The organism is Bacillus sp. CFBP9009 (assembly GCF_036541465.1).
Lineage (GTDB): Bacteria > Bacillota > Bacilli > Bacillales > DSM-1321 > Peribacillus.
This window is the reverse complement of sequence record NZ_JAZHFU010000003.1, coordinates 128649-152172: the sequence shown is the minus strand read 5'-3', so window position 1 is coordinate 152172 and position 23524 is coordinate 128649. Positions and strand designations below refer to the sequence as shown.

Annotated in this window: 28 protein-coding genes and 1 pseudogene; 4 read left to right on the top strand and 25 right to left on the bottom strand. The window is 41.7% G+C overall.

Annotated features, from left to right (window positions below; all coding sequences use genetic code 11):
* Positions 1-33: 33 nt before the first annotated feature.
* The 8 genes from V3595_RS10055 to cysK form a co-directional block, all read right to left on the bottom strand.
* Positions 34-216 carry a sporulation YhaL family protein gene (locus V3595_RS10055; protein ID WP_053344914.1) on the bottom strand — a complete coding sequence of 61 codons (183 nt, stop codon included), beginning with the start codon at positions 214-216 and terminating at the stop codon, positions 34-36.
* A 99-nt stretch (positions 217-315) separates the two neighbouring features.
* A complete protein-coding gene (gene yhaM / locus V3595_RS10050) occupies positions 316-1254 on the bottom strand; it encodes a 3'-5' exoribonuclease YhaM (RefSeq protein ID WP_034314712.1) in 939 nt (312 codons plus the stop codon).
* 179 nt (positions 1255-1433) lie between these two features.
* Positions 1434-2111, bottom strand: coding sequence for a (2Fe-2S)-binding protein (locus V3595_RS10045; protein ID WP_485906998.1), 678 nt, complete (start codon positions 2109-2111; stop codon positions 1434-1436).
* Positions 2112-2124: 13 nt separating this feature from the next.
* A complete protein-coding gene (locus V3595_RS10040) occupies positions 2125-2949 on the bottom strand; it encodes an ABC transporter ATP-binding protein (protein ID WP_485906996.1) in 825 nt (274 codons plus the stop codon).
* A 270-nt stretch (positions 2950-3219) separates the two neighbouring features.
* Entirely contained in the window at positions 3220-3642 is a 423-nt protein-coding gene (locus tag V3595_RS10035; RefSeq protein ID WP_485906994.1) for a hypothetical protein, read from the bottom strand.
* Between the two features lie 26 nt (positions 3643-3668).
* Positions 3669-6689, bottom strand: coding sequence for an ATP-binding protein (locus tag V3595_RS10030; protein ID WP_485906992.1), 3021 nt, complete (start codon positions 6687-6689; stop codon positions 3669-3671).
* Between the two features lie 21 nt (positions 6690-6710).
* Positions 6711-7949 carry a metallophosphoesterase family protein gene (locus V3595_RS10025; protein WP_485906990.1) on the bottom strand — a complete coding sequence of 413 codons (1239 nt, stop codon included), beginning with the start codon at positions 7947-7949 and terminating at the stop codon, positions 6711-6713.
* 144 nt (positions 7950-8093) lie between these two features.
* A complete protein-coding gene (cysK, locus tag V3595_RS10020; RefSeq protein ID WP_137017070.1) occupies positions 8094-9017 on the bottom strand; it encodes a cysteine synthase A in 924 nt (307 codons plus the stop codon).
* Positions 9018-9313: 296 nt separating this feature from the next.
* On the opposite strand from cysK, the gene V3595_RS10015 reads away from it, so the two are divergent.
* Positions 9314-9502: a YhzD family protein gene (locus tag V3595_RS10015; protein ID WP_048677954.1), complete on the top strand. Its 189-nt coding sequence runs from the start codon at positions 9314-9316 to the stop codon at positions 9500-9502.
* Between the two features lie 98 nt (positions 9503-9600).
* Here V3595_RS10015 and V3595_RS10010 read toward each other — a convergent pair whose 3' ends face one another.
* Positions 9601-10398, bottom strand: coding sequence for an enoyl-CoA hydratase (locus tag V3595_RS10010; RefSeq protein ID WP_485906988.1), 798 nt, complete (start codon positions 10396-10398; stop codon positions 9601-9603).
* Between the two features lie 89 nt (positions 10399-10487).
* On the bottom strand, positions 10488-12107 hold the full coding sequence (locus V3595_RS10005; RefSeq protein ID WP_485906987.1) for a long-chain fatty acid--CoA ligase: 1620 nt from the start codon (positions 12105-12107) through the stop codon (positions 10488-10490).
* A 420-nt stretch (positions 12108-12527) separates the two neighbouring features.
* On the opposite strand from V3595_RS10005, the gene V3595_RS10000 reads away from it, so the two are divergent.
* Positions 12528-13406, top strand: a complete 879-nt coding sequence (locus V3595_RS10000) for a dimethylarginine dimethylaminohydrolase family protein (RefSeq protein WP_485906985.1) — start codon at positions 12528-12530, stop codon at positions 13404-13406.
* A gap of 197 nt (positions 13407-13603) precedes the next feature.
* Here the strand turns inward: V3595_RS10000 and V3595_RS09995 are convergent, their stop codons facing one another.
* The 9 genes from V3595_RS09995 to V3595_RS09955 form a co-directional block, all read right to left on the bottom strand.
* Entirely contained in the window at positions 13604-14002 is a 399-nt protein-coding gene (locus V3595_RS09995; protein WP_485906983.1) for a hypothetical protein, read from the bottom strand.
* Between the two features lie 170 nt (positions 14003-14172).
* Positions 14173-14817 carry an urease accessory protein UreH gene (locus V3595_RS09990; RefSeq protein WP_485906981.1) on the bottom strand — a complete coding sequence of 215 codons (645 nt, stop codon included), beginning with the start codon at positions 14815-14817 and terminating at the stop codon, positions 14173-14175.
* A gap of 21 nt (positions 14818-14838) precedes the next feature.
* The gene (locus V3595_RS09985; RefSeq protein WP_485906979.1) at positions 14839-15654 is read right to left on the bottom strand and encodes an urease accessory protein UreD; all 816 of its coding nucleotides are present in this window, start codon (positions 15652-15654) and stop codon (positions 14839-14841) included.
* On the bottom strand, positions 15651-16268 hold the full coding sequence (gene ureG / locus V3595_RS09980; protein ID WP_048687385.1) for an urease accessory protein UreG: 618 nt from the start codon (positions 16266-16268) through the stop codon (positions 15651-15653). Before ureG ends, V3595_RS09985 begins: the two co-directional genes overlap by 4 nt.
* A 48-nt stretch (positions 16269-16316) precedes the next feature.
* Positions 16317-17003, bottom strand: a complete 687-nt coding sequence (locus tag V3595_RS09975; RefSeq protein ID WP_485906978.1) for an urease accessory protein UreF — start codon at positions 17001-17003, stop codon at positions 16317-16319.
* Entirely contained in the window at positions 16996-17442 is a 447-nt protein-coding gene (ureE, locus tag V3595_RS09970; RefSeq protein ID WP_485906976.1) for an urease accessory protein UreE, read from the bottom strand. The genes V3595_RS09975 and ureE overlap by 8 nt, the downstream gene beginning before the upstream one ends.
* Before the next feature lie 9 nt (positions 17443-17451).
* Positions 17452-19161 carry an urease subunit alpha gene (ureC, locus tag V3595_RS09965; RefSeq protein ID WP_485906974.1) on the bottom strand — a complete coding sequence of 570 codons (1710 nt, stop codon included), beginning with the start codon at positions 19159-19161 and terminating at the stop codon, positions 17452-17454.
* Between the two features lie 4 nt (positions 19162-19165).
* Positions 19166-19480 carry an urease subunit beta gene (locus tag V3595_RS09960; RefSeq protein WP_485906972.1) on the bottom strand — a complete coding sequence of 105 codons (315 nt, stop codon included), beginning with the start codon at positions 19478-19480 and terminating at the stop codon, positions 19166-19168.
* Positions 19481-19493: 13 nt separating this feature from the next.
* Positions 19494-19796, bottom strand: coding sequence for an urease subunit gamma (locus tag V3595_RS09955; RefSeq protein ID WP_048687392.1), 303 nt, complete (start codon positions 19794-19796; stop codon positions 19494-19496).
* 345 nt (positions 19797-20141) lie between these two features.
* On the opposite strand from V3595_RS09955, the gene V3595_RS09950 reads away from it, so the two are divergent.
* On the top strand, positions 20142-20591 hold the full coding sequence (locus V3595_RS09950) for a DinB family protein (protein WP_485906970.1): 450 nt from the start codon (positions 20142-20144) through the stop codon (positions 20589-20591).
* 173 nt (positions 20592-20764) lie between these two features.
* A complete protein-coding gene (locus V3595_RS09945) occupies positions 20765-21100 on the top strand; it encodes a hypothetical protein (protein WP_485906968.1) in 336 nt (111 codons plus the stop codon).
* On the opposite strand, the gene V3595_RS09940 is transcribed toward V3595_RS09945, so the two are convergent.
* From V3595_RS09940 to V3595_RS09915, 6 genes and pseudogenes are all read right to left on the bottom strand, one after another.
* The gene (locus V3595_RS09940) at positions 21039-21305 is read right to left on the bottom strand and encodes a transcriptional regulator SplA domain-containing protein (RefSeq protein ID WP_485906966.1); all 267 of its coding nucleotides are present in this window, start codon (positions 21303-21305) and stop codon (positions 21039-21041) included. The two genes, V3595_RS09945 and V3595_RS09940, sit on opposite strands and share 62 nt — an antisense overlap.
* Before the next feature lie 115 nt (positions 21306-21420).
* Complete coding sequence (locus tag V3595_RS09935) at positions 21421-22287, bottom strand: Cof-type HAD-IIB family hydrolase (RefSeq protein WP_485906964.1); 867 nt, start codon at positions 22285-22287, stop codon at positions 21421-21423.
* 147 nt (positions 22288-22434) lie between these two features.
* Positions 22435-22791, bottom strand: coding sequence for a YlbF/YmcA family competence regulator (locus V3595_RS09930; RefSeq protein WP_034314741.1), 357 nt, complete (start codon positions 22789-22791; stop codon positions 22435-22437).
* A gap of 73 nt (positions 22792-22864) precedes the next feature.
* Entirely contained in the window at positions 22865-23083 is a 219-nt protein-coding gene (locus V3595_RS09925; protein ID WP_485906962.1) for a DUF445 family protein, read from the bottom strand.
* Positions 23084-23106: 23 nt separating this feature from the next.
* The gene (locus tag V3595_RS09920; protein WP_485907596.1) at positions 23107-23256 is read right to left on the bottom strand and encodes a hypothetical protein; all 150 of its coding nucleotides are present in this window, start codon (positions 23254-23256) and stop codon (positions 23107-23109) included.
* A 33-nt stretch (positions 23257-23289) separates the two neighbouring features.
* Positions 23290-23487 (bottom strand): annotated as a pseudogene (locus tag V3595_RS09915) (DUF445 domain-containing protein); the annotation flags it as partial.
* Between the last annotated feature and the right edge of the window lie 37 nt (positions 23488-23524).

Genomic DNA, 23524 nt, shown 5'->3' with positions numbered 1-23524 from the left:
ACTTTGCCTGTCGCTTTTTTTTCATGGTTCGAGCTATGCTCCCTGATTTATATCCTTTTTACGCCTCTCGCGCTCTTCTTCCATGCGTTCAATGTACTTCTGACCTTCCTTCTCAATCCAAGCATCATCTATGAGGCGTTCCTGCCTAGCTGTCCAAATTGACATGACTGCACTGACAATTATCCCAATAAACACGAACCAGATCCAAATTGGCATGTCCATTCCCTCCCAAAAAATCTACTATTCATTTACTAGAGAATATGCGCGAACAAAAAAAATATGCTGCTTTCTCCATCGAGAAAGAAGCATATTTCATTAAAATGTTGGTTTATAGAATGAACGATTATCGAGCGCGAAAACTCTTTCCGTAAATTCACCCGGTTTCACTTTTTCCAAGGCCCGGTCCATCATATTTATCTTGGCATCCATATTATCAATATAATGCAGCACTTCCGCTTCCCTAACCATTGGCGGCTTGGGACTGCCCCACTCAGCTTTACCATGGTGGCTTAGTATCAGGTGCTTGAGAATCATGATCTCTTCCGCTTCAATGCCCAATTCCTCTGCAGCTTTACCGACTTCATTCACCATGATGGTGATATGCCCCAACAAGTTCCCTTCCACTGTATAAACAGTCGAAACAGGTCCAGATAGCTCATGTACCTTTCCAAGGTCATGCAGAATGACTCCTGCATACAAAAGATCCTTATTGAGCGAAGGATATAGGGTTGAAATGGCCTTAGCCAGCCCTAGCATCGATACAACGTGATAGGCCAGTCCCGACATATACTCATGATGGTTCTTGGTGGCAGCAGGAAACGTCAGGAATTCATTCTGATATTTTTTAATGAGGTGCCTAGTCACCCTTTGGATATTCGGATTCCTCATTTCAAAAATGAATTGAGTGATGGTTTCCATCATTTCTTCCTGACTTAAAGGCGCCGTTTGAATTAAATCGGCTTTCGTGACCCCATCAGTATCTGAAGTAATTCTAATGTTACGGATTTTCAATTGGCTGCGTCCTCGATAATTCTGGACTTCCCCTTGAACTTTCACCGTAGCTTCCGCACAGTAGGTTTTCTCATCAGCCTCGGAAACATCCCATAGCTTTGCCTCGATCTCCCCGGTTTTATCGCACAAAATCAATGTTAAAAACGGCTTTCCATTACTTGCCACCGCTTTTGTGCTCGTTTTAATGTACATATATATATCTACTACTTCACCAATTCCGTAGTGTATGATCCCATTTCCCATGCGACTGCCTCCGTTCAATTAAATATCAACATTATAACATACCAATCTCGTTAATGCGTTTAGTTTTCGTTAATAAGTGATGGACAATGGACAGGAAAAGCCTAGGCTGACCTTCTCTCTTATCACTCCACAAGAAAACCAGGCTTGACCCCAAGCCTGGCTCTCCAATCAAATCTATTTCAACAGTTTTTGTTCGGACAATACGCGCACTTTTCCTTGCCCTCAATTCGGTAATATAAACAACATGTCACCCGTTTATAAGGATTCATGGACGCCGGAACACTTTTTTCCCCAATGAATCGTTTAAAGGGGGAACGCGTTTCAATATTCAGCCATACTTCATCTTCAAGCAGCTTTTCAATGTCCTTTTCAACTCGCGTCTTTATATCAGTCTGCTTCAATAACTCACTATACATCCATACCGTATAGCTCCAAATATTTTCCCAGAGTACTAGTTTCGATATTTTAGCAGTTCCGGAAAAGAAGCGAATGGCATCAGCACCAAAGCTGCTCAATATGGAATGGAGGGCAGAAGGGCTTTCCTTTTCCGAGACATTGCTCCAACTGTTAGTTTTCAGCAAAAAATTCGGGAGCCAATGTTCATCTTCCGGATCATTCAAAACACCAATGTCCTGAAGTGTGCCTTCCCAGATAAGCCGATGTTTGCTTAACATGTAAAATTGTGCCGTGACAAAAAAAGCATAGCGTCTGAACCACATTGAAATGGCTATCCCTGACGTTTCCGCCCCAGTCCGGGCTTGTGCATACTGAATAAGTTCATCAGCATGATTGAAGGTCTTGGAAACTTTGGCTTCATCTCGGAAGGATATGCGATATCCTTGCAGCTCTTTTTCCATGGATGGTGTGAGGTTATGCATTGGCCAGCGCTTTTACCTGACTTTGGGCGTAGCGGCCTTTACCAAATGGGACGCACATGGGACTGCCGAAAATTGGATCATAGGATATTTGGCATTCCATGCTGAATACATGCTGTACCAATTCAGGCGTGATGATATCCTCTGGCCGGCCTTGAGCATGTATCGACCCATCTTTAAGTGCCACCAGATTATCCGCATAACGGCAAGCTAAATTCAAATCATGAAGCACCATCACGATCGTTCTGTTCTCAAACTCATTCAAGTCGAACAATAAGTCCAAAATCTCGATTTGATGGGTCATATCAAGATATGTAGTCGGTTCATCCAATAAAATGATGTCAGTATCCTGAGCCAGCGTCATGGCTATCCATGCCCGTTGCTTCTGGCCTCCCGATAATTCATCGACTGCCTGATCCTTTAAATCGGTCAGGTTCGTTGCTTCAATCGCCTTTTGAACTTTTTCTTCATCCACGGAACTCCACTGTTTCAACCAACTTTGATAAGGATATCTTCCTTGTTTAACAAGCTGATATACTGTAAGCCCTTCAGGGGCAACCGGGGATTGTGGAAGAATCGCCATTTTTCTTGCTACATCCTTCGATGACATGGTCGAGATCGCTTTGCCTTCGAGCAAAACAGAGCCGGATTGAGGTTTTAACAATCGGGCAACGGACCTTAGAAGTGTTGATTTTCCACATCCATTAGCACCGATGAATACGGTGATCTCCCCTTTGGGTATTTCTATATTCATATCATTTATAATTAATTTATCACCATAACCGAGCGATAAAGACTGTGTGTTAATAGCTGGTCGCATTAAAATACTCCCCTTTTAGTCTAATAATACCAGTTTAATGAAAATGATTCTCACTGTCAATCTTAAAAAAGAATTTAAACCAAAAACTCCATGTCCCATCCCTCTTAAATGATTCTTGCTCCTTTAAAGATATGAAGCTTTCTTTGGAAACATTAATACCATTTTCCCATACCATGCATGTAGCTTCCCGATTCATCAGTGCGTGCTTCCCCGCCGGACTAGCCTCTTCTCCATTTAGGGGAAAAAAAAGCCCTCCATATGGAGAGCTTTTTAACCTACCAGCAGGCGATTTGTACAATGTGCCAAGGATTCATCCCTAATGAAGGTAAATAAATCCTGATCGATAAAAGGAATTAATCCTAATGCAATATTCCATGCATTGACCTCTATTTGATAAAGGATTTCTGATTTTCCTGTACTGTGTAGCTCCTCACTAAGCACAGCAAGATCGGGGTCTGATGCGTGCCCCATCTCATGCGTGAGGATCACCCATTTATATTCCTCAAGCCTTGCAAGCGAGCCTAGGGAGCGTTCACACTGAATTTCAATATCTCTCTCATATAAAGTGATGCTATGTCCTTTGGCAGAATATTTTCCCCCAACACATCGTTTACCAGGAAACTCCTTTTCGATGATTAACTTCAAAGAAGAATCATGGTGGCTTACAAACTCATTAATATTCAATGACTTCACTCTCTTTATCTATAGTTTAAAACCCATTATATTTCAGGGATGATCAAATCATTCATATCCTGGCGCAATACGGGGCTGGATAGACAAATCACTTGATTTTCGCTAAAGTATTCCATTATATATCGGTGACAAGTAAAAAATAAAATTTGCCGCTTTTCCGAAACTTTTTTCAATAACTCGAGCATCCGTTTTGTCCTTTCCGCATCAAAATTGACGAAACTATCATCAATGATGAGAGGGAATGAATCATTTTCAAAAGTATGATCAGCAAGTGCGAGCCTTAGGGAAACATAAATTTGCTCTGCTGTCCCGCGGCTGACCTCTTCAACCCTGAAACTCAAACCATCATTGCGCTGTACCCAAATTCCTTCTCCCGACTGATCAAGGATGATTTTACGATAGCTCCCATTCGTTAAAAAGGAAAAGTGCCGCTCGGCATCAGCGATGACCTTCGGTAGGCGTTCCCTTTTATATCGGTCCAATGTTTTATTCAATAAGCTTTTGGCTATTGCCAATTTCGCCCATTCCTTCGCCTCTTCGTTAAAAGCAGCTTTTTCTTCATAAAAACGATGAAGTAAATCATCATAAATCCCTGAAACTTCAAGCTGTTTTATCTTATGCTTCGCATCCGCCTGCTTCTCTAATAAAAGGGATTTCACCTTTACAGAATCCTTCCGTTTCCGTTCTATATTTTCAAATGTATAAGTATTGATCCCCTGTTTTAAGTAAGTTTGGATTTGATCAGGCAGCATTCTGGATTGCCCAATTTGAATGGTAATCAAATCAAGCTGTTTTTGTAAAGTGATTTTCTTTTCGGACAATGCAGCGTCATGCCTGAATTCTTCCTCGTCCTTGACCTTCGCTAACTTAAAAAGCATTTCCATTTCTGCATCAAGATAGCCATTTTCCATCGTCAGCTGCTCGATTTCGTTCGTCAAACGACTTCGTTCCTGCATCCATTGCGTTAGTTGAACGGAGAATTCAACCGCTTTATTCAATTCCCGCTTCAATAGGCCAATCGCTTCCCGCCATGTGGATGGTTCAAAATCAAGGCTGTGTGCAAAATAAAATAAAGCCTCTGATTTACCCTCAAATTCTGCCTGCAGAAAATTATGCCTCTTGATTGTTTCATATTTCCTATCAACGGCTTCCTTCCATTTCTCAAGAAGTTCAAATACAGATTCAAGATTGATTTCCATTCCGGAATAAGACAGACCCCAATCGCTTAAGATGCTCCTCAATTCTTTATCCAACCGGTCCCTTCTAGCTTCCCAATCGGCATATTCCTGAATGGTCGATTCAAACGCTTCCTCCCGTTCTTCATATTTGAAACTTTCACTTTCAAAACGCCTTTGGAGACGTTGGTCCAGTTCAAGCAGCCGACCCATCGACTCTCCTTCACTCCCCCTATTGGTCTCAGTCCCAATTGCTGCCCTTTTCCTTTTCATCTCATCCAATTGCCTGATATACCCGGACAATATATCATCACCTTTAAAAAGATACCTGGATACCGCAAACAGAACAGCCACGGCTAGAAGTATCATCGCCAACAAAATCTGTTCACTGAAATAACTTCCGATCGCACCTAAACAAAGAAGTGCTATGAAACTGCCATTCATGATATGTGAACGTTTGCGATTATCCGCTTCCTTCTTCCTCTGTAATGCCAATTGCTTTTCAAGTTCAAGTATTTGTTCATCAAAAATAAGAGATTGTGCTGCTTCAAATTCGATGTTATTCTGCTTGTTGTATAAGGACTCCAGCTCGATTCTTTTTTCATCTGGCATTAACTGGGCCTTTATCTCCTTCAAGCGGGCTTCTGTCGTTTCCAGACTTCCCTTTTGCAGTTCATATTTCTCATCAAGCTGCTTTTTATCATTTTGGAGTTGATGCTTTTCTCTCTCGGCCCTTTTCACCTTTTCCTTCATGAATGTACTGATATCCAGTTTTCTTATTTCATCATCAGAAACATCCAAGAATAATTCCTGCTTCACCTTTTCGATATTCTTTTCTTCCAACAGCCTTTCGTGTTCCGCTTTTCTCATATCCAGCTCGAGCTTCTCCAACAATGTTCCTTGATCGATTGCATGTTCAATTTGCTCTTTATGCTCCTTGATGAACGGATTGATTTCGATTTCCGTGAGTTTTCCCTCAAGTTTGTCCTTTTTCTCAGTCAATGCCGCAAGTTGGGCTTTCATTGGCATTCCAACTGCCTGTAGCTGTTCAAGTCTTTTTAAGCCATCAACAGGAAAGCTCACTTCCGGAATTTTACTTATTTCGGCCTCAAGTTCCCCCTGTTCTTCAACCAAGGGTTTAATTCGCAAAAAAGTACTCACGTTAACAAGGTTTTCTTCAATCTCTTGAATATCTTCCGTGACTTTGTAGAGCTCCTCCTTAAGTTTTGCTTCTTCCTGAAGTAATGCCGTATACGACTGCTGTTCTTCTTCTGATGCTTTCACCTTTTTCTGCAATTCCTTAAGTTCTTTCAATCTCACATTCAGTAAAGGTTTTTGGCCTGATGGCTTGAACCTTGAATCGAGCTCTTTTTGCAATTTCGTTTCGGCTTCAAGAAGTTTATCATTCCCGATCAGCCCAGCTGAAAGCAGATATTTACTCATGGTCCCTTCACTTAGTGTATGTAATCCCTGAAGCCCTTGAAGGTCGAAAGAAAAAATGGCTTGGTAATAGTTTTTATCAACGCCATGGAGAATCTCATTCAATTCTTCCTCGCCGCCGACCCTTCCATCCTCGAAGGTCAATTTTACATCGCCAGTAGCTTTTCCCTTCACACGTTCAATAACGATTTCCCCATCTTTTTTTGTTATGAGACTGAGCCTTCCCCCATATTTGGCATGCATTTTGGGCTCGTAACGCGGTTCATTTTGAACCTTTGTCGGAAAACCAAACAGCATACTATGAATGAAGGACATGATGGTTGACTTGCCCGACTCATTTTCCCCAAAGAAAATCTGCAGCTGTCCCAATTCAGGAAAACGCTGATTTTCCAGTTTGCCGTAACCATAAACATGGAGGTCTTTAATAATCAAATCCGTTCCTCCTCCCTACACTCATTTATTCACATCAAAAACCTGCAAAAGCCATCTTTCCGCTTCATCCACAAGTTCCCTCTGCTCTTTTGGCTCTATTGTATCAAGAAACCTTCTTGCACCCGGATGAATATAAAGCGGGGCCAGAGCAGCATCCGTATCATCAAATTCAGATGCAAGCATTGATACCTCAGCCATAAATGGCAATAATGTTTCATTTGACCTAATCATCGGCATCGACTGGATGACCTTGATTTTATACACCCAGACAAACGATTCCCCTTGGTCCTCTTCCTGTAAGATCCGGATCAATTCTTCAAGATATTCCCCGGAAGCCCCTGCTGCGTCACCTGTATCCAGCTTCAATTCCAAAAGAAAGCTTTTCCCATCGAAGGCCTTCCGTTTAATTACTTCCCTGCATTGCTTGAACAGGGCATCAAATCCACCATCCGCGGTTATTTCAATTGTTTCGCTTTCCCATATCACTTCAGAAGTTTCAATAAAGGAATGACGCTTCATGTCCCCGTCGAATTGGACGAGCAGGCACCCTTTAACGCCAGACTCCTTTCTGTTCCTGCCTTGAATATTTCCTGGGTATATCACTAGCGGATCTTCTGAAACCACCTGATGCTTATGAATATGGCCTAATGCCCAGTAATCGAAATCTTTGGCAGCTAGTTCCTTCAATGAAAAAGGGGCGTATGGGCTATGTTCGGAAATGCCTTCCAAATTCCCATGAAGCAGACCTATATGATAATCGGCCCCTTCAGCTTTTATGTAGGTTTCGATCATTCTCTCCCTTACGTGACGGCGCGGATAACTGAACCCATAAAGGTGGACAGTCGTCCCATCGATTTTTTCAAACCGTTTCACTTCGGTTTGCCCTGAAAATACGTGGACATTATCCGGCAGCTTCACAGTAATCCATGAGCCGCTAAGATGATCATGGTTGCCATGAATGATATAGGCAGGGATCTGATACTGCTGGAGTTTTTCCATCTCGGTCCGAAAGCGGACCTGTGTCCGGAGACTCCGATTCTCCCCGTCAAATAGATCCCCCGATAACACGATAAAGTCAACCTGAAGGGAAATTGCTTCATTAATGATAGTTTGAAAAGCTTTAAAAGGAGCTTCCCTTAATTCCTTTAATATAGATGACGGCATATCCTTCAACCCTGAAAAGGGACTATCCAGATGGAGATCCGCCGCATGAATGAACCTCACACCGCTCAAAAGTGTCACCTCGATTTCTATCAACATTTCACATTTAATTTTAACATGAACAGAACATACTTTCCCATACATTATTATTTTAATACGTCATCATGCAGTATGGGCAAATTCAACAGGAAAAAGACCGAATGGCGTGAACATTGTTTCATGCACGGCATTCGGTCTTTTTCATCATTCAAAAATATCCATACTTAAATAGCGTTCACCATTATCCGGTGCAATGCATAATACTCGTTTTCCACTTCCAAGACGACGGGCTTCCTGCAGGGCAGTCCAGACAGAGGCACCTCCTGAAGGTCCAATCAATATACCTTCCTTCGAAGCCAGATCCTTCATGGTGGATATCGCATCTTCATCAGCCGCTTGAACGATTTCATCAAATACCTCTGTATTTAAGATGGTGGGGATAAATCCAGGGCTCGTACCCACTAACTTATGAGGACCAGGCTTTCCGCCGGAAAGAACTGGGGAACCCTTAGGCTCGACAACTACAACCCTTAAATCCGGCAGATGTTCTTTTAAGGCTTCACCTGTACCGGTTATCGTTCCTCCCGTTCCAGCAGTAGCGACAAACACATCCAGGTTTCCATCCATCTGATCTAGAATCTCGACTGCTGTCGTCACTCTGTGAATATCAGGATTGGCTTGGTTTTCGAATTGCTGCGGAATAAAGCTATTAGGAATTTCTGCGGCTAGTTCCTCAGCTTTACGAATGGCTCCCGGCATCCGCTCTGATGCAGGGGTGAGGACAACTTCCGCTCCGTATGCCTTTAAGATATTGATTCTTTCTTTCGACATATTATCCGGCATGACCATAATTGCCCGATACCCCTTTGCAGCGGCATTCATAGCAAGCCCAATACCTGTATTCCCTGATGTTGGTTCTATGATCGTGGCCCCGGATTGAATGATGCCGTCCAGTTCAGCCTGCCTAATTAAGTTGAAGGCAGCCCGATCCTTTACACTGCGGCTCGGATTGAAATATTCAAGTTTCACAAATACTTCAGCGTCACCCTCCGCTGTTAAATGATTAATCCTTACAACAGGTGTATCTCCTATCAATTCAGTGATGTTATTAACGATTTTTACCGTCATTCAAAAAATCCCCCTTCGATCCATACACTTCCTAGATGCACTTTTACTCAGGTTTATTATATCATTTATGATTTTTCATTTTAAAGAGAGAATTCCTCTAGTATAAATAGGTTTTGTTTTGAAGTTTGTTCGCTATAGTTATTTTCCATCGTTTTTCAAGATATTCAGCTACATATCAATATTCCCTGTCTTAATACATTTCCCTCACATAATAATAGTCAAAATAGACAGATAATGATAAAATTTTTATAACAGTTCCTAAGACAATAACATTTTTGATAAGGGAGTTTTTGAAAATGAGCAGAATATACAAATTAACCGTTTTTGAACCGTCAGGGGAAAAACTATTGGATGAATCATTTACAGCCGAGAATGATGAACAAGCTAAAGAATTGGGACAAAATCTATTGAAGGAAAAAAACTATCAAGATCAAACACATCGCTGTACATCACCTTCTGGCGCTTTATTGCTTTTTCATCGCTGATTGAAAATGGAAGCGCAATCACTAAAAAATATGATCAAGTTTCAGACACATTCCTTATATAAAAAAGGCCGTCACAATAACGTGACGGCCTTTTTTATTCATTTTCCGATGAAGTTCGGTTTCCTTTTTTCCACGAATGCTTTTATTCCCTCTTGGTGGTCCGCTGTTTGGCGCATTTTCATCTGGGCAGCTTTTTCAATCTCAAGGATCTTAATCAATAGCGGGCGATTTTTTTCACTAAGGATTTTTTTCGTTTTAATCATGGCCTGAACCGGGCTTTGCAGCCATGATTGCACTTTCTTCTCTACCGCATGTTCCAAGGTTCCATCAGCCACTTCATGAATGAGGCCCTTTTCTTTTGCTTCAAGCGCAGTAAGCACTTTACCTTCCCAGATTAGTTCTTTTGCACCCACTTCACCAAGACGACGTTCAAGGAAGAAGTGTCCGCCGCCATCGGGGATTAATCCAATCCCGATAAAATTCATCGCAACCTTACTTTCCGAATCGGCAATAAGATGATCGGTTGCAAGAGCTATACTTAACCCAAGCCCTGCAGCTGCACCATGAATGGCACTGATGGTCAATTTAGGCATGAAGTACAGAGTGGTCACCAATTCACTGATTCCATCCATCAGTTCATCGAAAGCGTTTTCTTTTCCAGGCGAGAGCATCATCTTAATGTCACCACCTGCGGAAAATGCTTTCCCATTCCCCTTTAAAATGACGACATCCACATCATCATTCTCACTTACATCCTTCAGGGCATGAATAAAATCATGCAGCATTTTCGGATTTAAAGCATTCATGGCCTCTGGACGGTTCATTGCAACAGTGGCCGTCCTGTCCGAATATGTGACTAAAACAGTGCCTGCAGGTGATGTCGATTCAATACTCAATTTATTTCCTCCTCTTTCGTTCTATAACTCTATTATATATTCCTCTCCATTATCAGAATAGGGGGAAAAGTTGCAATTATACAAATCTATCATAATTTATTGATATATTTATCCTGAAGCTGATCACGCAATGCCCTTTTCAAGAACTTCCCAACACCCGTTTTCGGGATTTCATCCAAAAAGACCACTTCATCCGGCAGCCACCATTTTGCAAACTGCGGCATTAAAAATTCGATGATGTCTTCCTGGGACACTTGCCCCTTGGATGCGTCCTTCAAAACAACACAGGCAATCGGCCGTTCCTGCCATTTTTCGTGAGGCACTGCAATTACCGCCGCCTCGAAGATTCCTTCATGGGCCATTAATGCATTCTCTATATCTACGGAAGAAATCCACTCACCGCCGCTTTTTATCAAGTCCTTCGTCCGGTCGACGATTTTGACGAATCCTTCTTCATCAATCGTGACAACATCCCCCGTATACAGCCAGCCATCCTTAAACGTATCCTCTGACCGCTCATCCTTAAAATACTCATTCGCTATCCAAGGACCCCTGATCAGCAATTCGCCCATTTCTTTTCCATCTGGTTTCACTTCGCCGTCCTGACCGATCACTTTAATTTCTATCATTGGCGAAACAAGGCCCTGCTTGGCCTTCAACTCATAAAGTTCTTCTTCAGGGAGGTCTTCCTGATAGCTTTTTGGTTTCGATACAAATACGAGCGGGCTCGTTTCAGTCATTCCATAGGCATGCAGGAATGGTATCCCATACTTTTGTTCAAAGGTTTTAATCATGCTTTTCGGAGCAGCCGACCCTCCGCATAGAACAGTGCGAATGCTGCTCGTATCATGGCCGCCTTCTTCCAGCTCCTTCAATAAGCCCAGCCATATCGTCGGAACACCTGCTGCGATTGTAACCTTCTCCGTTTCTATAAGCTCAGCCAAAATCTTTGGGGTGAAATAGGGTCCCGGCAAAACCATCTTCGTTCCAAACCAAACACTGGCAAAAGGCATCCCCCAAGCATTTACATGAAACATGGGCACGACAGGAAGGGCGACATCACGTTCGCTTAATGCTGTGGAATCGGCAAGCCCCAGTGCAATCGCATGCAGCAAAATTCCGCGATGTGAATAAACCACACCTTTCGGATTCCCGGTCGTGGCGGAAGTATAACATATGCCGGCAGGTGCATTTTCATCCAAGGTTTGAATGAATGGCTGTTTCGGATTCCCTTCGGCTAATAATCTTTCATAATGATAAATGGGTGAAAGGGTCGTATCAGGCAGCTCCTCTTTATCCGTCATAATGATATACCCTTCCACTGTCGTTAACTCATCTTTAATTGCTTCCAAGAGGGGAATGACATCCGGGTCTATCAATAGTAATCGATCCTCCGCACTATTGACGATATAAGAAACATGTTGAGGAGACAGACGCATATTGATTGTATGAAGGACAGCACCATGACAAGGAATCGCAAAATATGCTTCTAAATGCCGATGATGGTTCCAGGCAAGTGTTCCAATACGGTCACCTGTTTGAATGCCGAATTTTTCAAGATTACTGGTCAGCCTTCTTGTACGCTCAGCAATCTCTGCATATGTAAATGTGTGAATTCCACCATCCGTACGCGAAACTACCTCTTTCTTCGGAAAATATTTTTCAGCTCTCTCAATGATTTGAGTCATGATCAATGGAGTATCCATCATTACAATCTCCCCCTTATATTAAAAGCATCCTCATTATATATTCGACCAGAAAAAAAATAATCCTTTATCCCTAGGTGCCTTTTACGATTATTTTGAATTTGGGTTTATCTTGATGATATTTCAAAAAAGGCTAAACCAGATTCTATGAGTTTGACGACAAAAACGGGATTCGGAAAGGGAGCGGATTTCTGGAATCAACGGGAATTTTTATAAAAACAAATAACTGCAGGCAAATTCGTTTTCTTCGAATTGATAAATGAATCCGGTATATATCGGAATCATTTATTAGGAGCTTAATCTGAAATGTTATTTTAAACCATCCAAATTTAGCGGTGCAGTTCCCTGACATATTTTTTATGTTTCTTTCTAGAAAAAAGAGGAAATAGTAAAGATACAATAATATTTAGAGGGAGCTCATTTATGGTAAACAAAATAAACGAAGAACTAGAGGCTTATTGCGCGAGTGAATATTCAAAGCTATCACGGGTGATCGTCTGCGAACCTCGTTATATGGAAATCCGGGAGATCATTAACGAAACACAAAAAGAGTTTCAAGAGGAAAATATCGATCAAGCACTTGCCTTGGAGCAGCACGCCCAATTTACAAAAGCTCTTGAACATGAAGGAATTGAAGTCATAAAACTTACGCCTCAATTTACATATCCAGAACAAGTTTTCACGAGGGACATCGGTTTCACTCTTGGCAATACCGTTTATGTAGCTGAGTTGGCAACAGGTATCAGGCAGGGTGAAGAACAAATATTGAAATCCTGGCTCGAAACGAATGGCATCTCATATTTCAACCTCCTCAAAAATCATATTGAGGGCGGGGATGTCCTTATTGACGGAAAGACCATCTATATTGGAATCAGTGAAAGAACGGATGAAACATCCGTCAAGCATCTTCAAACCCTATTACCGGATTACGATGTCATCGCGGTTCCTTTCATTGAAACATTCCTTCATTTAGATTGTGTTTTCAATATCATATCACCGACAGAGGCGCTTATTTTTCCAGAGTCCTTTACAAAAAAAGAAATGGATTTATTAGCTTCACGTTATGACATGATCGAAGTGACTAAAGAAGAACAATTCACATTAGGAACCAATGTGCTTTCGATTGGGAATAAAAAGTTATTCAGTCTTCCGTGTAATAAACAGGTAAATAGTCAGCTTCGTAAACGCGGATACGAAGTCATTGAAGTCGATATAAGCGAAATCATTAAGTCCGGCGGCTCTTTTCGTTGCTGCACCATGCCACTATTGAGGACAACGAATAAGAAGACTGATTCAGCCTGAGCAGAATGAAAGAACCCGGACTTGTTTAGAAATCCGGGTTCTTTCGCCTTTTTTTCAACAAGGTGTTATAAAACAGGAAGGATTAAGGATTTAGTTCTTTTTTTAATGCCTCGATTCCATTCATTACACTTTTTAAATAACTCTGTTGATATTGAGGCACATGAGAGTTCTAATGTTAATTCTTGTCTAGAGGCATTTCATTTATGCAGCAGTCTTAATATGATTTTTGAATCCTTTCTATTTAACTGTACATACTGACTATGTTCATCCTTCGTCAATTCTACAATCTTTCCATCAGGATTTACCCAAACATAATATACGGTTAGTCTACCTTCGTTTTTCTCATCATTAAAATAAAAGATGAAGTCCGCCTCAGGATGATCTTCCGCCAACGCGAATTCTTCCCAATCTGCATTCTTTACTATTTCTTTTGTTTTTTCTGTTTTCCCCATTTCTATCTTTTCTTTATATGCTTCGAATTTGTAGTGTTTACCTTCATATTTTTGAACGGAAATATGTTCTTGCTGTGTTGTACAGCCTGAAGCTAACGTTATTGATAATAGGCTAAGTGCAACAAGCATCGGTTTCCTTTTCATTACATGTCATCTCCTCACACCCCAATGGATTAATTATCCAATATTTTTCATTATACTTCTCCACGCAAAAGAGTAATAGGATTGTTTGTCGATTTATTAACAGTAAAAAACCCTCAAGTTTATGACTTGAGGGTACTTGAACCTATATCCTTTGGGCATATGTCCTGCATTCAACCAAACCATACAGAAAATAGTTCCTCGTTGATGCCCAGATTGTACATATAATAGATTCCGAAAAGCGTGCTTATCACACCTGTCAATCGGATGAGTAAGCGATTGCCTTTTTTGGAGGAAGAGCTTGTGACAAAGGGGATGCTTAATATCGTAGTGAACAGAAGCATGCCTATACAAGTACCTACACCAAATATGATAATGTAGATTGCCCCATGCCACGCTTCATCTATCGTACTTAAAGTAAGAAGGACCATTGCAGCACTGCCTGCAAGTCCGTGGACAATTCCCACTAACATCGATTTCAGATATGTAGCCCGGCCTGTATGGTCATCCCGCTTTGTTTGCTTCCAAGAAAAAATCGTCGTGATACCTAAATATACCAGCATGATTCCCACAAGAAATTCCAATGACATTGCCCAAGCTTCCGGAATTTCGTTTTTCAAAAGGATCAGGATGATACCGAACACCAAAAGAGTAAGTGTATGCCCGATTCCCCAAAATACGCCTGCAAGTGAAGATTTCCATATTTTCTTGCTTTGGCTCGCAATCGTAGAAACGGCAATGATATGATCGGGTTCCAGAGCATGCTTGATGCCTAATACAAATCCAATCGCTAAAACAAGCAATAAACTCATTTCCATAATACACCGCCTTTCCCTTTACTAATATTTACGATAAAAAATTGGATCCTCCCGAAGTATCCTCCTTCGGAAGAGATCCTCACAAACTGAAAATACCTTTTCTATCTGTTGAGTTTGATTTGCCAATACCCGCAGCATCAAACCACGTATTGGCAGCCGGGAAAAACCTATTCTAACTTTGCTTCCTAACTGGGAAAGCATTTCATCGAGTTCGGTAATGAATTCCCCATCCACCTCTTGATATATCAATAATAGCGAGCCAAAATGACTATATCCTTCCAATAATAGTACAGAGTCCATCTCGTCTGAAGGATTCAGAAACAAGTGGTCCATTAACAGCCTTTTACCACCTTGAAACACGTTCGTTTTGGAGCGGATCCAATCATATGTGAATGCCCCCCTACTCTCTGACCATCCTGGTGTAAATATATCAGTCATCAACAATCCCGCTCCGCTTTCCATATGTATCGTCGTATCCTGAATATATCGAGCAGATTCATAGGCAATTACAGGGTCCTGCACATAGGTAAGGAAACTTTCCTTTTTTAAAACTAACTCGGTTTTCTGCACTGCCGGCTCATCCATCGTTTTATATATCTTTGTCGCAGACTGCGTCGTCAATGTCATTGTAGCCCCTTCTTCCAAACAAAAAAGCTGATGGTACTTGTCACCACCTACATAGCCCCCTCCAACATGAATGAGAAAATAGGTAGGTGAAAGTTCATCAAAAAACACCGGACGGGACAATTTGAATGCCCCGTCATAATAAGTATCACTCACTATCGTTCGAGCATTTTTCAGTTCCGCCTTTAAGCGAATGCTGCCTGTCCAACTCACTGCTCAAGACCTACTAGAAACGCCTCTGACTTTATCCAGTTTACGACATCAGTCAAACCCTTTTCGTCTTTTAAGTTAGTAAAAAAGAAAGGTTTATCCCCTCGGGTCGTTAATGTATCCCTCTCCATCACTTCCAGGCTTGCTCCTACATACGGGGCCAAGTCCGTTTTATTAATGATGAATAAATCCGATTTAATCATTCCCTGGCCACCTTTCCGGGGGATTTTCTCCCCTTGTGCGACATCAATGATATAGATTGAAAAATCAACGAGTTCAGGGCTGAAGGTCGCCGCTAAATTATCACCGCCGCTCTCCACAAAAATCAAATCCAGTTCCGGATGGAGTTCCATCAACTCATCAATGGCTGCAAAATTCATCGAGGCGTCCTCACGTATCGCTGTATGTGGACAGCCGCCGGTTTCCACACCAATGATCCGATTTTCAGGAAGTACACCATTTTTCATTAAAAACAGCGCATCTTCTTTTGTATATATATCATTCGTTACGACTGCCATGCTGAAGTCATTTTCCATTACCCGTGTCAACTTCTCGACAAGCATCGTTTTTCCGGCACCAACCGGGCCACCTACACCTATTTTGACTACTTGTTTCATCTATTATCGATTTACCTCTATAAGGCAAATCTGTCACCTCTTTTCTGGTTAACTCATAAATAGTCTTACATGTAAATCCTCATGCCTCATTTGGGCTATTTCCAATCCCGGCAGTGTCCGTCCGAGTTCATCCTCCGGAAGTCCTTTAATAAATGCAACGGCTGTCTGGATGACCTCATGTGACCATAATAACAAGGATTGTCCAGCTGTCTGACCCAAAGGGATTCCTCTTACTGCATTTTGGATAAGCGAGGACACAGCTGCATACAAACAGGCATGAATGGCCATTTCTACGGTAAGGTTCAGTTCGGTACACACAAACGCAAATACAATGGCCGGATGTCCATAGCATTGTTTTCCTTGGATTTTCTTCAAGTATGCCAATAACTCTTCGGATGGGTATAAGTTCGAGCATAGTTTAGCCATCTGCTGTCCAATTCTTTTCGAGGCCTCCCTGGATTCCCGGGCGGAACATGCGGCATAAAGCAACTCATCCAGATCCCATATTTTTTCAGCCCTTTGACTACTTACGAATTCATATGCAAGCCGGCACCCCAGTCCATCTGTATAGGTTAAAGATTTAGAAATGTATACCTTCAAAAACGCCTTTAAAGAAGTTGCATCATGGACCTTCCCTTCTTGAATGTAAGTCTCCATCCCGAATGAATGGGAGAACGACCCAGAAGGAAAATTGGAATCACAAAGCTGGATCAACGGAAACAAACGTTCAATCATGTGAATGTCCGATATGACGGAATGCCTGCTTCACCTTCCTCTTTTCACGACGAAACGGTATATCAAGTTCCATTAAAAGCTCTTCCACCAGGTAATCATATTGAACAAGCATTTCATCCCCATCAAACTGGGCAGGTAAGTGGCGATTTCCCAATTGATGCGCAATATCGCCCATCTGCCCTAGAGTTGTAGGCAAGATCGTCAAAATATCGTCATCTATCGTATGGATCACAATCATATTATTTTCATCCATATAAAGGATGTCGCCATCCATCAAATCCTTGTTTTCTTTAAGGCGTATCCCAATTTCATTTCCATGATCCGTTTTAACCCTTAGTATCCGTTTTCTTAATGCATCGCTTTCCAAATAAATCTTTTCCATATATTTCGCTTTTTTTTCAATAAACTCTATATTTCCCAATACTTCTTCAACTATCATGTCATCACCTCAGAATAAAAAGTATCGTTGCGCCATCGGCAGGATTTCCGCTGGCTCACACGTAATTAAATCACCATCCACCGTCACTTCATATGTTTGCGGATCAACTTCTATAACGGGGGTCTCCCCGTTTAACTTCATATCTTTTTTTGTAAGATTGCGAATGTTCGAGACAGTCTTCACTATTTTTTTCAAACCCAGGTCTTCATGAATTCCCGCTTCATATGACGCTTTTGATAGGAACGTAATCGACGTACTCTCAACGGCCTGTCCAAAACTTGCAAACATCGGGCGGTATAACACGGGTTGAGGAGTTGGAATCGAAGCATTCGGATCGCCCATCATACTGTGCGCGATCATGCCTCCTTTTAGAATCATGTCCGGTTTAACCCCGAAAAAGGCAGGATCCCATAGCACCAAGTCTGCGAATTTCCCTTCTTCCACAGATCCGACGACATCAGAAATCCCATGTGTAATTGCAGGATTTATCGTATATTTGGCAATATAACGCTTAACGCGGAAATTGTCTCCTTCCCCTGTATCCTCCAGCATTTTGCCACGCTGCTTTTTCATCTTATCGGCCGTCTGCCATGTTCGCAGAATCACTTCTCCTACACGCCCCATCGCTTGGGAATCGGAGCTGATCATGCTAAAGACGCCCAGGTCATGAAGAATGTCTTCAGCTGCAATAGTCTCTTTTCTTATCCGGGAATCGGCAAAAGCGATATCTTCCGGAACGGATGGATCCAAATGATGGCATACCATCAGCATATCCAAATGCTCTTCCAAAGTATTGATGGTGTATGGACGGGTAGGGTTCGTCGAGGACGGGAGAATATTCGGATAACTAGCCGCCTTGATGATATCAGGGGCATGCCCCCCACCCGCTCCTTCGGTATGATATGTATGAATGACACGGCCGTCGATCGCTCTGATCGTATCCTCGACGAAACCACCTTCATTAAGCGTGTCGGAATGAATCGCCACTTGAACATCGTATTCGTCAGCCACCATTAAACTTGTATCGATGGCTGCAGCCGTCGTGCCCCAATCTTCATGTAACTTCAGCCCGATCGCACCAGCCTCTATTTGCTCAGCAAGCGGTTCTTTGGCAGAGGAATTGCCTTTACCCAAAAAACCGAGATTCATGGGGAAATGATCTGCTGCTTCGAGCATTTTATGTATATTCCAAGCTCCCGGAGTACACGTCGTGGCGTTCGTTCCCGTTGCAGGTCCGGTTCCCCCACCGATCATTGTCGTGATCCCGCTTGACAGTGCAGTCTCTATTTGCTGCGGGGCAATGAAATGGATGTGGGCATCAATACCACCAGCTGTAACGATCTTTCCTTCAGCTGCAATTATTTCAGTAGCTGCTCCTATCACCATTGTCACCCCATCCATCAATAGGGGATTTCCCGCTTTTCCTATAGCTGCAATATTTCCATCCTTCACGCCAACGTCCGCTTTATAAATGCCTGTATAATCGATGATGATCGCGTTGGTGAAAACAAGATCCATCACCTCATCTCTTGAAGCGGTTGGATGTTGCCCCATACCATCACGAATCACTTTACCCCCGCCAAATTTCACTTCATCCCCGTACTTTGTAAAATCCTTTTCCACTTCTATGAAAAGATCGGTATCTGCCAATCTAATTAAATCCCCTGTTGTCGGACCAAACATGTCGGCATATTGCTTACGTGACATTTCATGACTCATATTTTCACTCCTTATCAAGCGGACCATTCGTTTTATTACTTAATCCATAAACTTCCCTTTTGCCGCTGAATGGGACCAGTTCGATTTCCTTCGCATCGCCTGGCTCAAAACGGACAGCTGTACCAGCAGGAATGTTAAGCCTTTTCCCAAAAGCATTCTCACGAATGAACTCCAGTCCAAGATTCACTTCATAAAAGTGAAAGTGTGAGCCAATCTGTATCGGACGGTCTCCCCTGTTGATGACTGTTATGACCGTTAAAATCTTTCCCTCGTTACATACGACTGGTTCTTTTTTCAAGATATATTCACCTGGTATCATGGCCTCCTCCTCCTTACTGAATCGGATTATGAACAGTCACAAGCTTTGTACCATCCGGAAACGTTGCCTCAACTTGAATATCATGAATAATCTCAGGAATCCCATCCATAACATCTTCACTTGAAAGAATCGTCCTGCCAAATTGCATCAGTTCCGATACTGATTTCCCATCCCTGGCCCCTTCGACTATTTCATAGGTAATCAATGCAATGGATTCCGGATAGTTCAATTTCAAGCCGCGATCTTTTCGCCTTCTTGCCAAATCTGCCGCCACTACAACCATTAACTTTTCCTGTTCCCTTGCTGTTAAACGCATACCCTCTCTCCTTTTGCCAAACTATACCGCCAATTATTCCAAGTATCCCATTAAATTCGGATGCACTCTTCCCTTGTAATAAATGCATAAACTTACTTCAATTACCATCATCTCATCTCTCTTTATGTAACTTAACTTCACATTAATATGTAAGTTTTCCTAACATTATTTTAATTATAATAAATTATCTGACAATTACAACCCTTAAAATGAAATAAATTGTAAATTGATAAGACTTCCCCTTTGTGAAATGGCTTAGCTAAAATTTGATAATATTGAATTATCCTTGCTATAATTTCATGGGATAGCGTTTAGAAAAAAACAAGATTGAAAGGGGAATGTAAAATGAATTATGTAAAAAATCAGCTAACGGTCATGCGCGGCAATCTTTTAAAAGAAATCGATGGAATCAAACCAGAGTTTATGGATGTACAGCCTGAAGGTTTTAATAATACAATCCATTGGCACCTTGGACATGTCCTTACTGCAGCCGAAAAATTTTTATTGGACTCCAATAATGAATTGCCAGCGAATTACGGCCAACTATTCGGATATGGTTCAAAACCAGCGGACTGGACTGGGGACGTACCTACCGTTGAAGTATTAAAGCAACAACTGCATGAACAACTTGATCGACTTCTTGAAATTCCGGAAGAACGATTGACTGAAAAAACAGCACAGCCTTTCAACGGAATGGAAACAGTGGGGGAATTCATTAATTTTGTAGTGCTCCATGAAGCCAATCATATTGGACAAATTCACGCAATGAAACTCTTAATACAATCCAATAACTGAGATTAAACCATAACTGTCACTCTGTATTTCTTGAAATAGGAGTGGCATTTTTTTATTTTTTATAGTCAAATATGCTGTTTTAATCACTAATGGCTTCTGACATATGAGTATGGGTGCGTTTACTCGTGAATTCGGAGCGTTACTCGTGAGTTTGGAGCAAATACTTGTGAATTTTGAGCGTTTACTTGTGGTTTCGAGCGTTTACTCGTGAGTTCGGAGCAAATACTCGTGAGTTTGGCGCGTTTACTCGTGAGTTTGCAGCAAATACTCGTGAATTCGAGCATCCACTCGTGAATTTGGAGCTTTTACTTGTGAGTTTGGCGCGTTTACTCGTGAGTTTGCAGCAAATACTCGTGAATTTTGAGCGTTTACTCGTAAATATAATCAAAAGGAGCCCCCGCTCTATAAGCGAGGGCTTTCATCTGTTCATGCGACGTGAACGTATCTTTAAGTCATTTGGTTATCCATATAATCACTGTATGCTTTTTCCGCTGCGGCTTCCGAAGTGAACAAAGCATCATCGTCCTCAATCGTATGAAATGTATCGTTCAGGAACAAGGCAACTGCATTGGGATTTTTGGGATGCGGAACGATTTCCGCCGCCCTTATATTAGAAACGGTAGGAACGTGGGGATTATTATAAATCACAAACACCTCGTCACCGACTTGCACTTCTTTTGCATTGATTACACCCATTGAATTCTTCCTTTCCATTACTGATTTTCCTTTAGCTTATGGAAAGAAGCTTATAATTATTTATGAAATATAACAGGCCTAAAAAGCGGCATTATCTAAATGGGGCCCCTTCTATATGAAGGAGCCCCACCATTCACTTAAGCATATTCATCTTTTGTAAAAAATCGATTGGATGCTGTTTCCGGAAGAATTCCTTCAGCATATAGGCAACACCATCTTGGTCATTGGAGCGCGTCACCCATTTTGCCACCTTCCTTACTTCCTCATCCGCATTGCCCATGGCAACTCCCAGACCAGAACCGGCAATCATCTCAATATCATCCAATCCATCTCCAATCGAGACGATTTCCGTTCTTTTCACCTCTAAATGGTCAGCTAAATACAATACACCGCTCCATTTAGAAACACCCTTCGGAACGATTGTCAGCTTATGTCCTGGATGTAAGATTGCATCCACCTCAGGGAACATTTCCTTTATCAATTTCAACATATCATTTCGAGCACTTTTTTCTGGAAATATAATGTCCATCTTCGTCGGGGCCATCGGCTGGTCAATAAGCTCTTCACTGATATCATCCACATAATTTTGAGCATAAATATTTTGATCATTCAAATACATAACCGATTTACCAAGCAAATTCTCCGGGAGGTTCACCCGATTGCCCAGCGAGTATTTCTCATGAATGAGCAATATTTGGCACTTGGTCTTTTCAAGCATTTGCACGAGCTCTGCAGTCAGTTCTTCTGATATTCTTTTTACCATTATCGGCTTTTCTATGGAAGCTCCGACAAAGGCTCCTTGCTGAGCAACGATCATCGGATTTATTTTTAGGGCTTTGGCCACTTTTTTTGCTGAGTGATAGTTTCTTGACGTCACAAGTGCAACATGGACACCTTTTTGGTGAACATAATCTATTGCTTCTTTAGTCGATTTATTTAAACGGCCATTCGACTGGAGCAATGTCCCGTCGATATTGACCGCAAGTAGTCGATATACCATGCTGATCTCCCCCATCTGTAGTATCCTCTTTCCAAATTTATGACTAAAATTTCGGGAATAGAACAAATAGTGGTTCACGACCCTTGCAACGGTGCTTTCAGGAAACAAAAAAACCCCCAGCCATTATGGAAGGGAGTCTTTAACTGCTTATTGCTGTTGTTCAGGCAAGCCATATAAATCTTCAAGTGGCTTCATGATAATTTTATTGAGGTCTGCGATAACCATGCTCATCCGTTGTTCAGCTTCCATCAATTGTGAAATGGTTGGGTTTTGTTGGACAAGCTGTACCGTCTTTTGTGCTTGCTCAACCTCTTCCGGTGCAATCTCCTGTCCCATCATTTGCTTTTGCTGCAATGACATCTGCAGATTACGGAAGTTTTCAAACATCCCTTTTGTTGCTTCATCAGAATTGACAAGATCATATAAGCGTTGCAAATCGGCATATTCATTACTTGCCCTAATTGCCTTTTCCATTTCATACGCTGCATCATATACGTTACTCATTTATTTCCCCTCCCGGTAATCATTGTATTCCTACACCTTTTCCACTATAACAAATCCGATTGCGAATTACACGTCATCCTATTAAAACAGTTACAAAACCTTGAAATAAACCGAGGATTCCACCAAGCAAAGCTCCAAGGTAGGTGATCATCGACAATTCCTTCTTAGTGATGGAAGCGACCATTTCCTCAAGCCGGGAAATGGTGTCCGAGAAATTGGCAGTCAATTCTCGAACCGGCTTATTCATGATCGAAGCGACAGGCAGCATTTCAGCCGTTTTTTCGTTAATCAATTGTTATATCGTTTCTCTTCCGATCATGTTTCATATTTACCAAGAAAGAATGTTTGTAATCTCTGTTCTAACGTAAATGAAGAATTCTTCATTCCCAGTTGATCAAGCATTTGAGCAGTACTTTTTTCCGTGGACAATGCTTTCTTTACTTCTGCCTTTACGAAAATTTTCATATTCTGTATAGAGGCATCTGATGACTTTACTTTGAATGCTCTCTGGCGTGATTAAATGATCAACACCAATTCGCCTAACTGTTTGGCTAACTCATCCTGCCGCTTCGGAATCAACCCTGGTGTCAACGGCATCTGTTTCCCGAAAATATAGATTGGTTTATAAAGTCTGAACAGCATTTTTACAGTTAATAATTTAGTGAAGCTACCTATTACAGCACCTAAGACGACCATACAGTATCCTTAACCAAAACTCCATGAAATTTCTCCT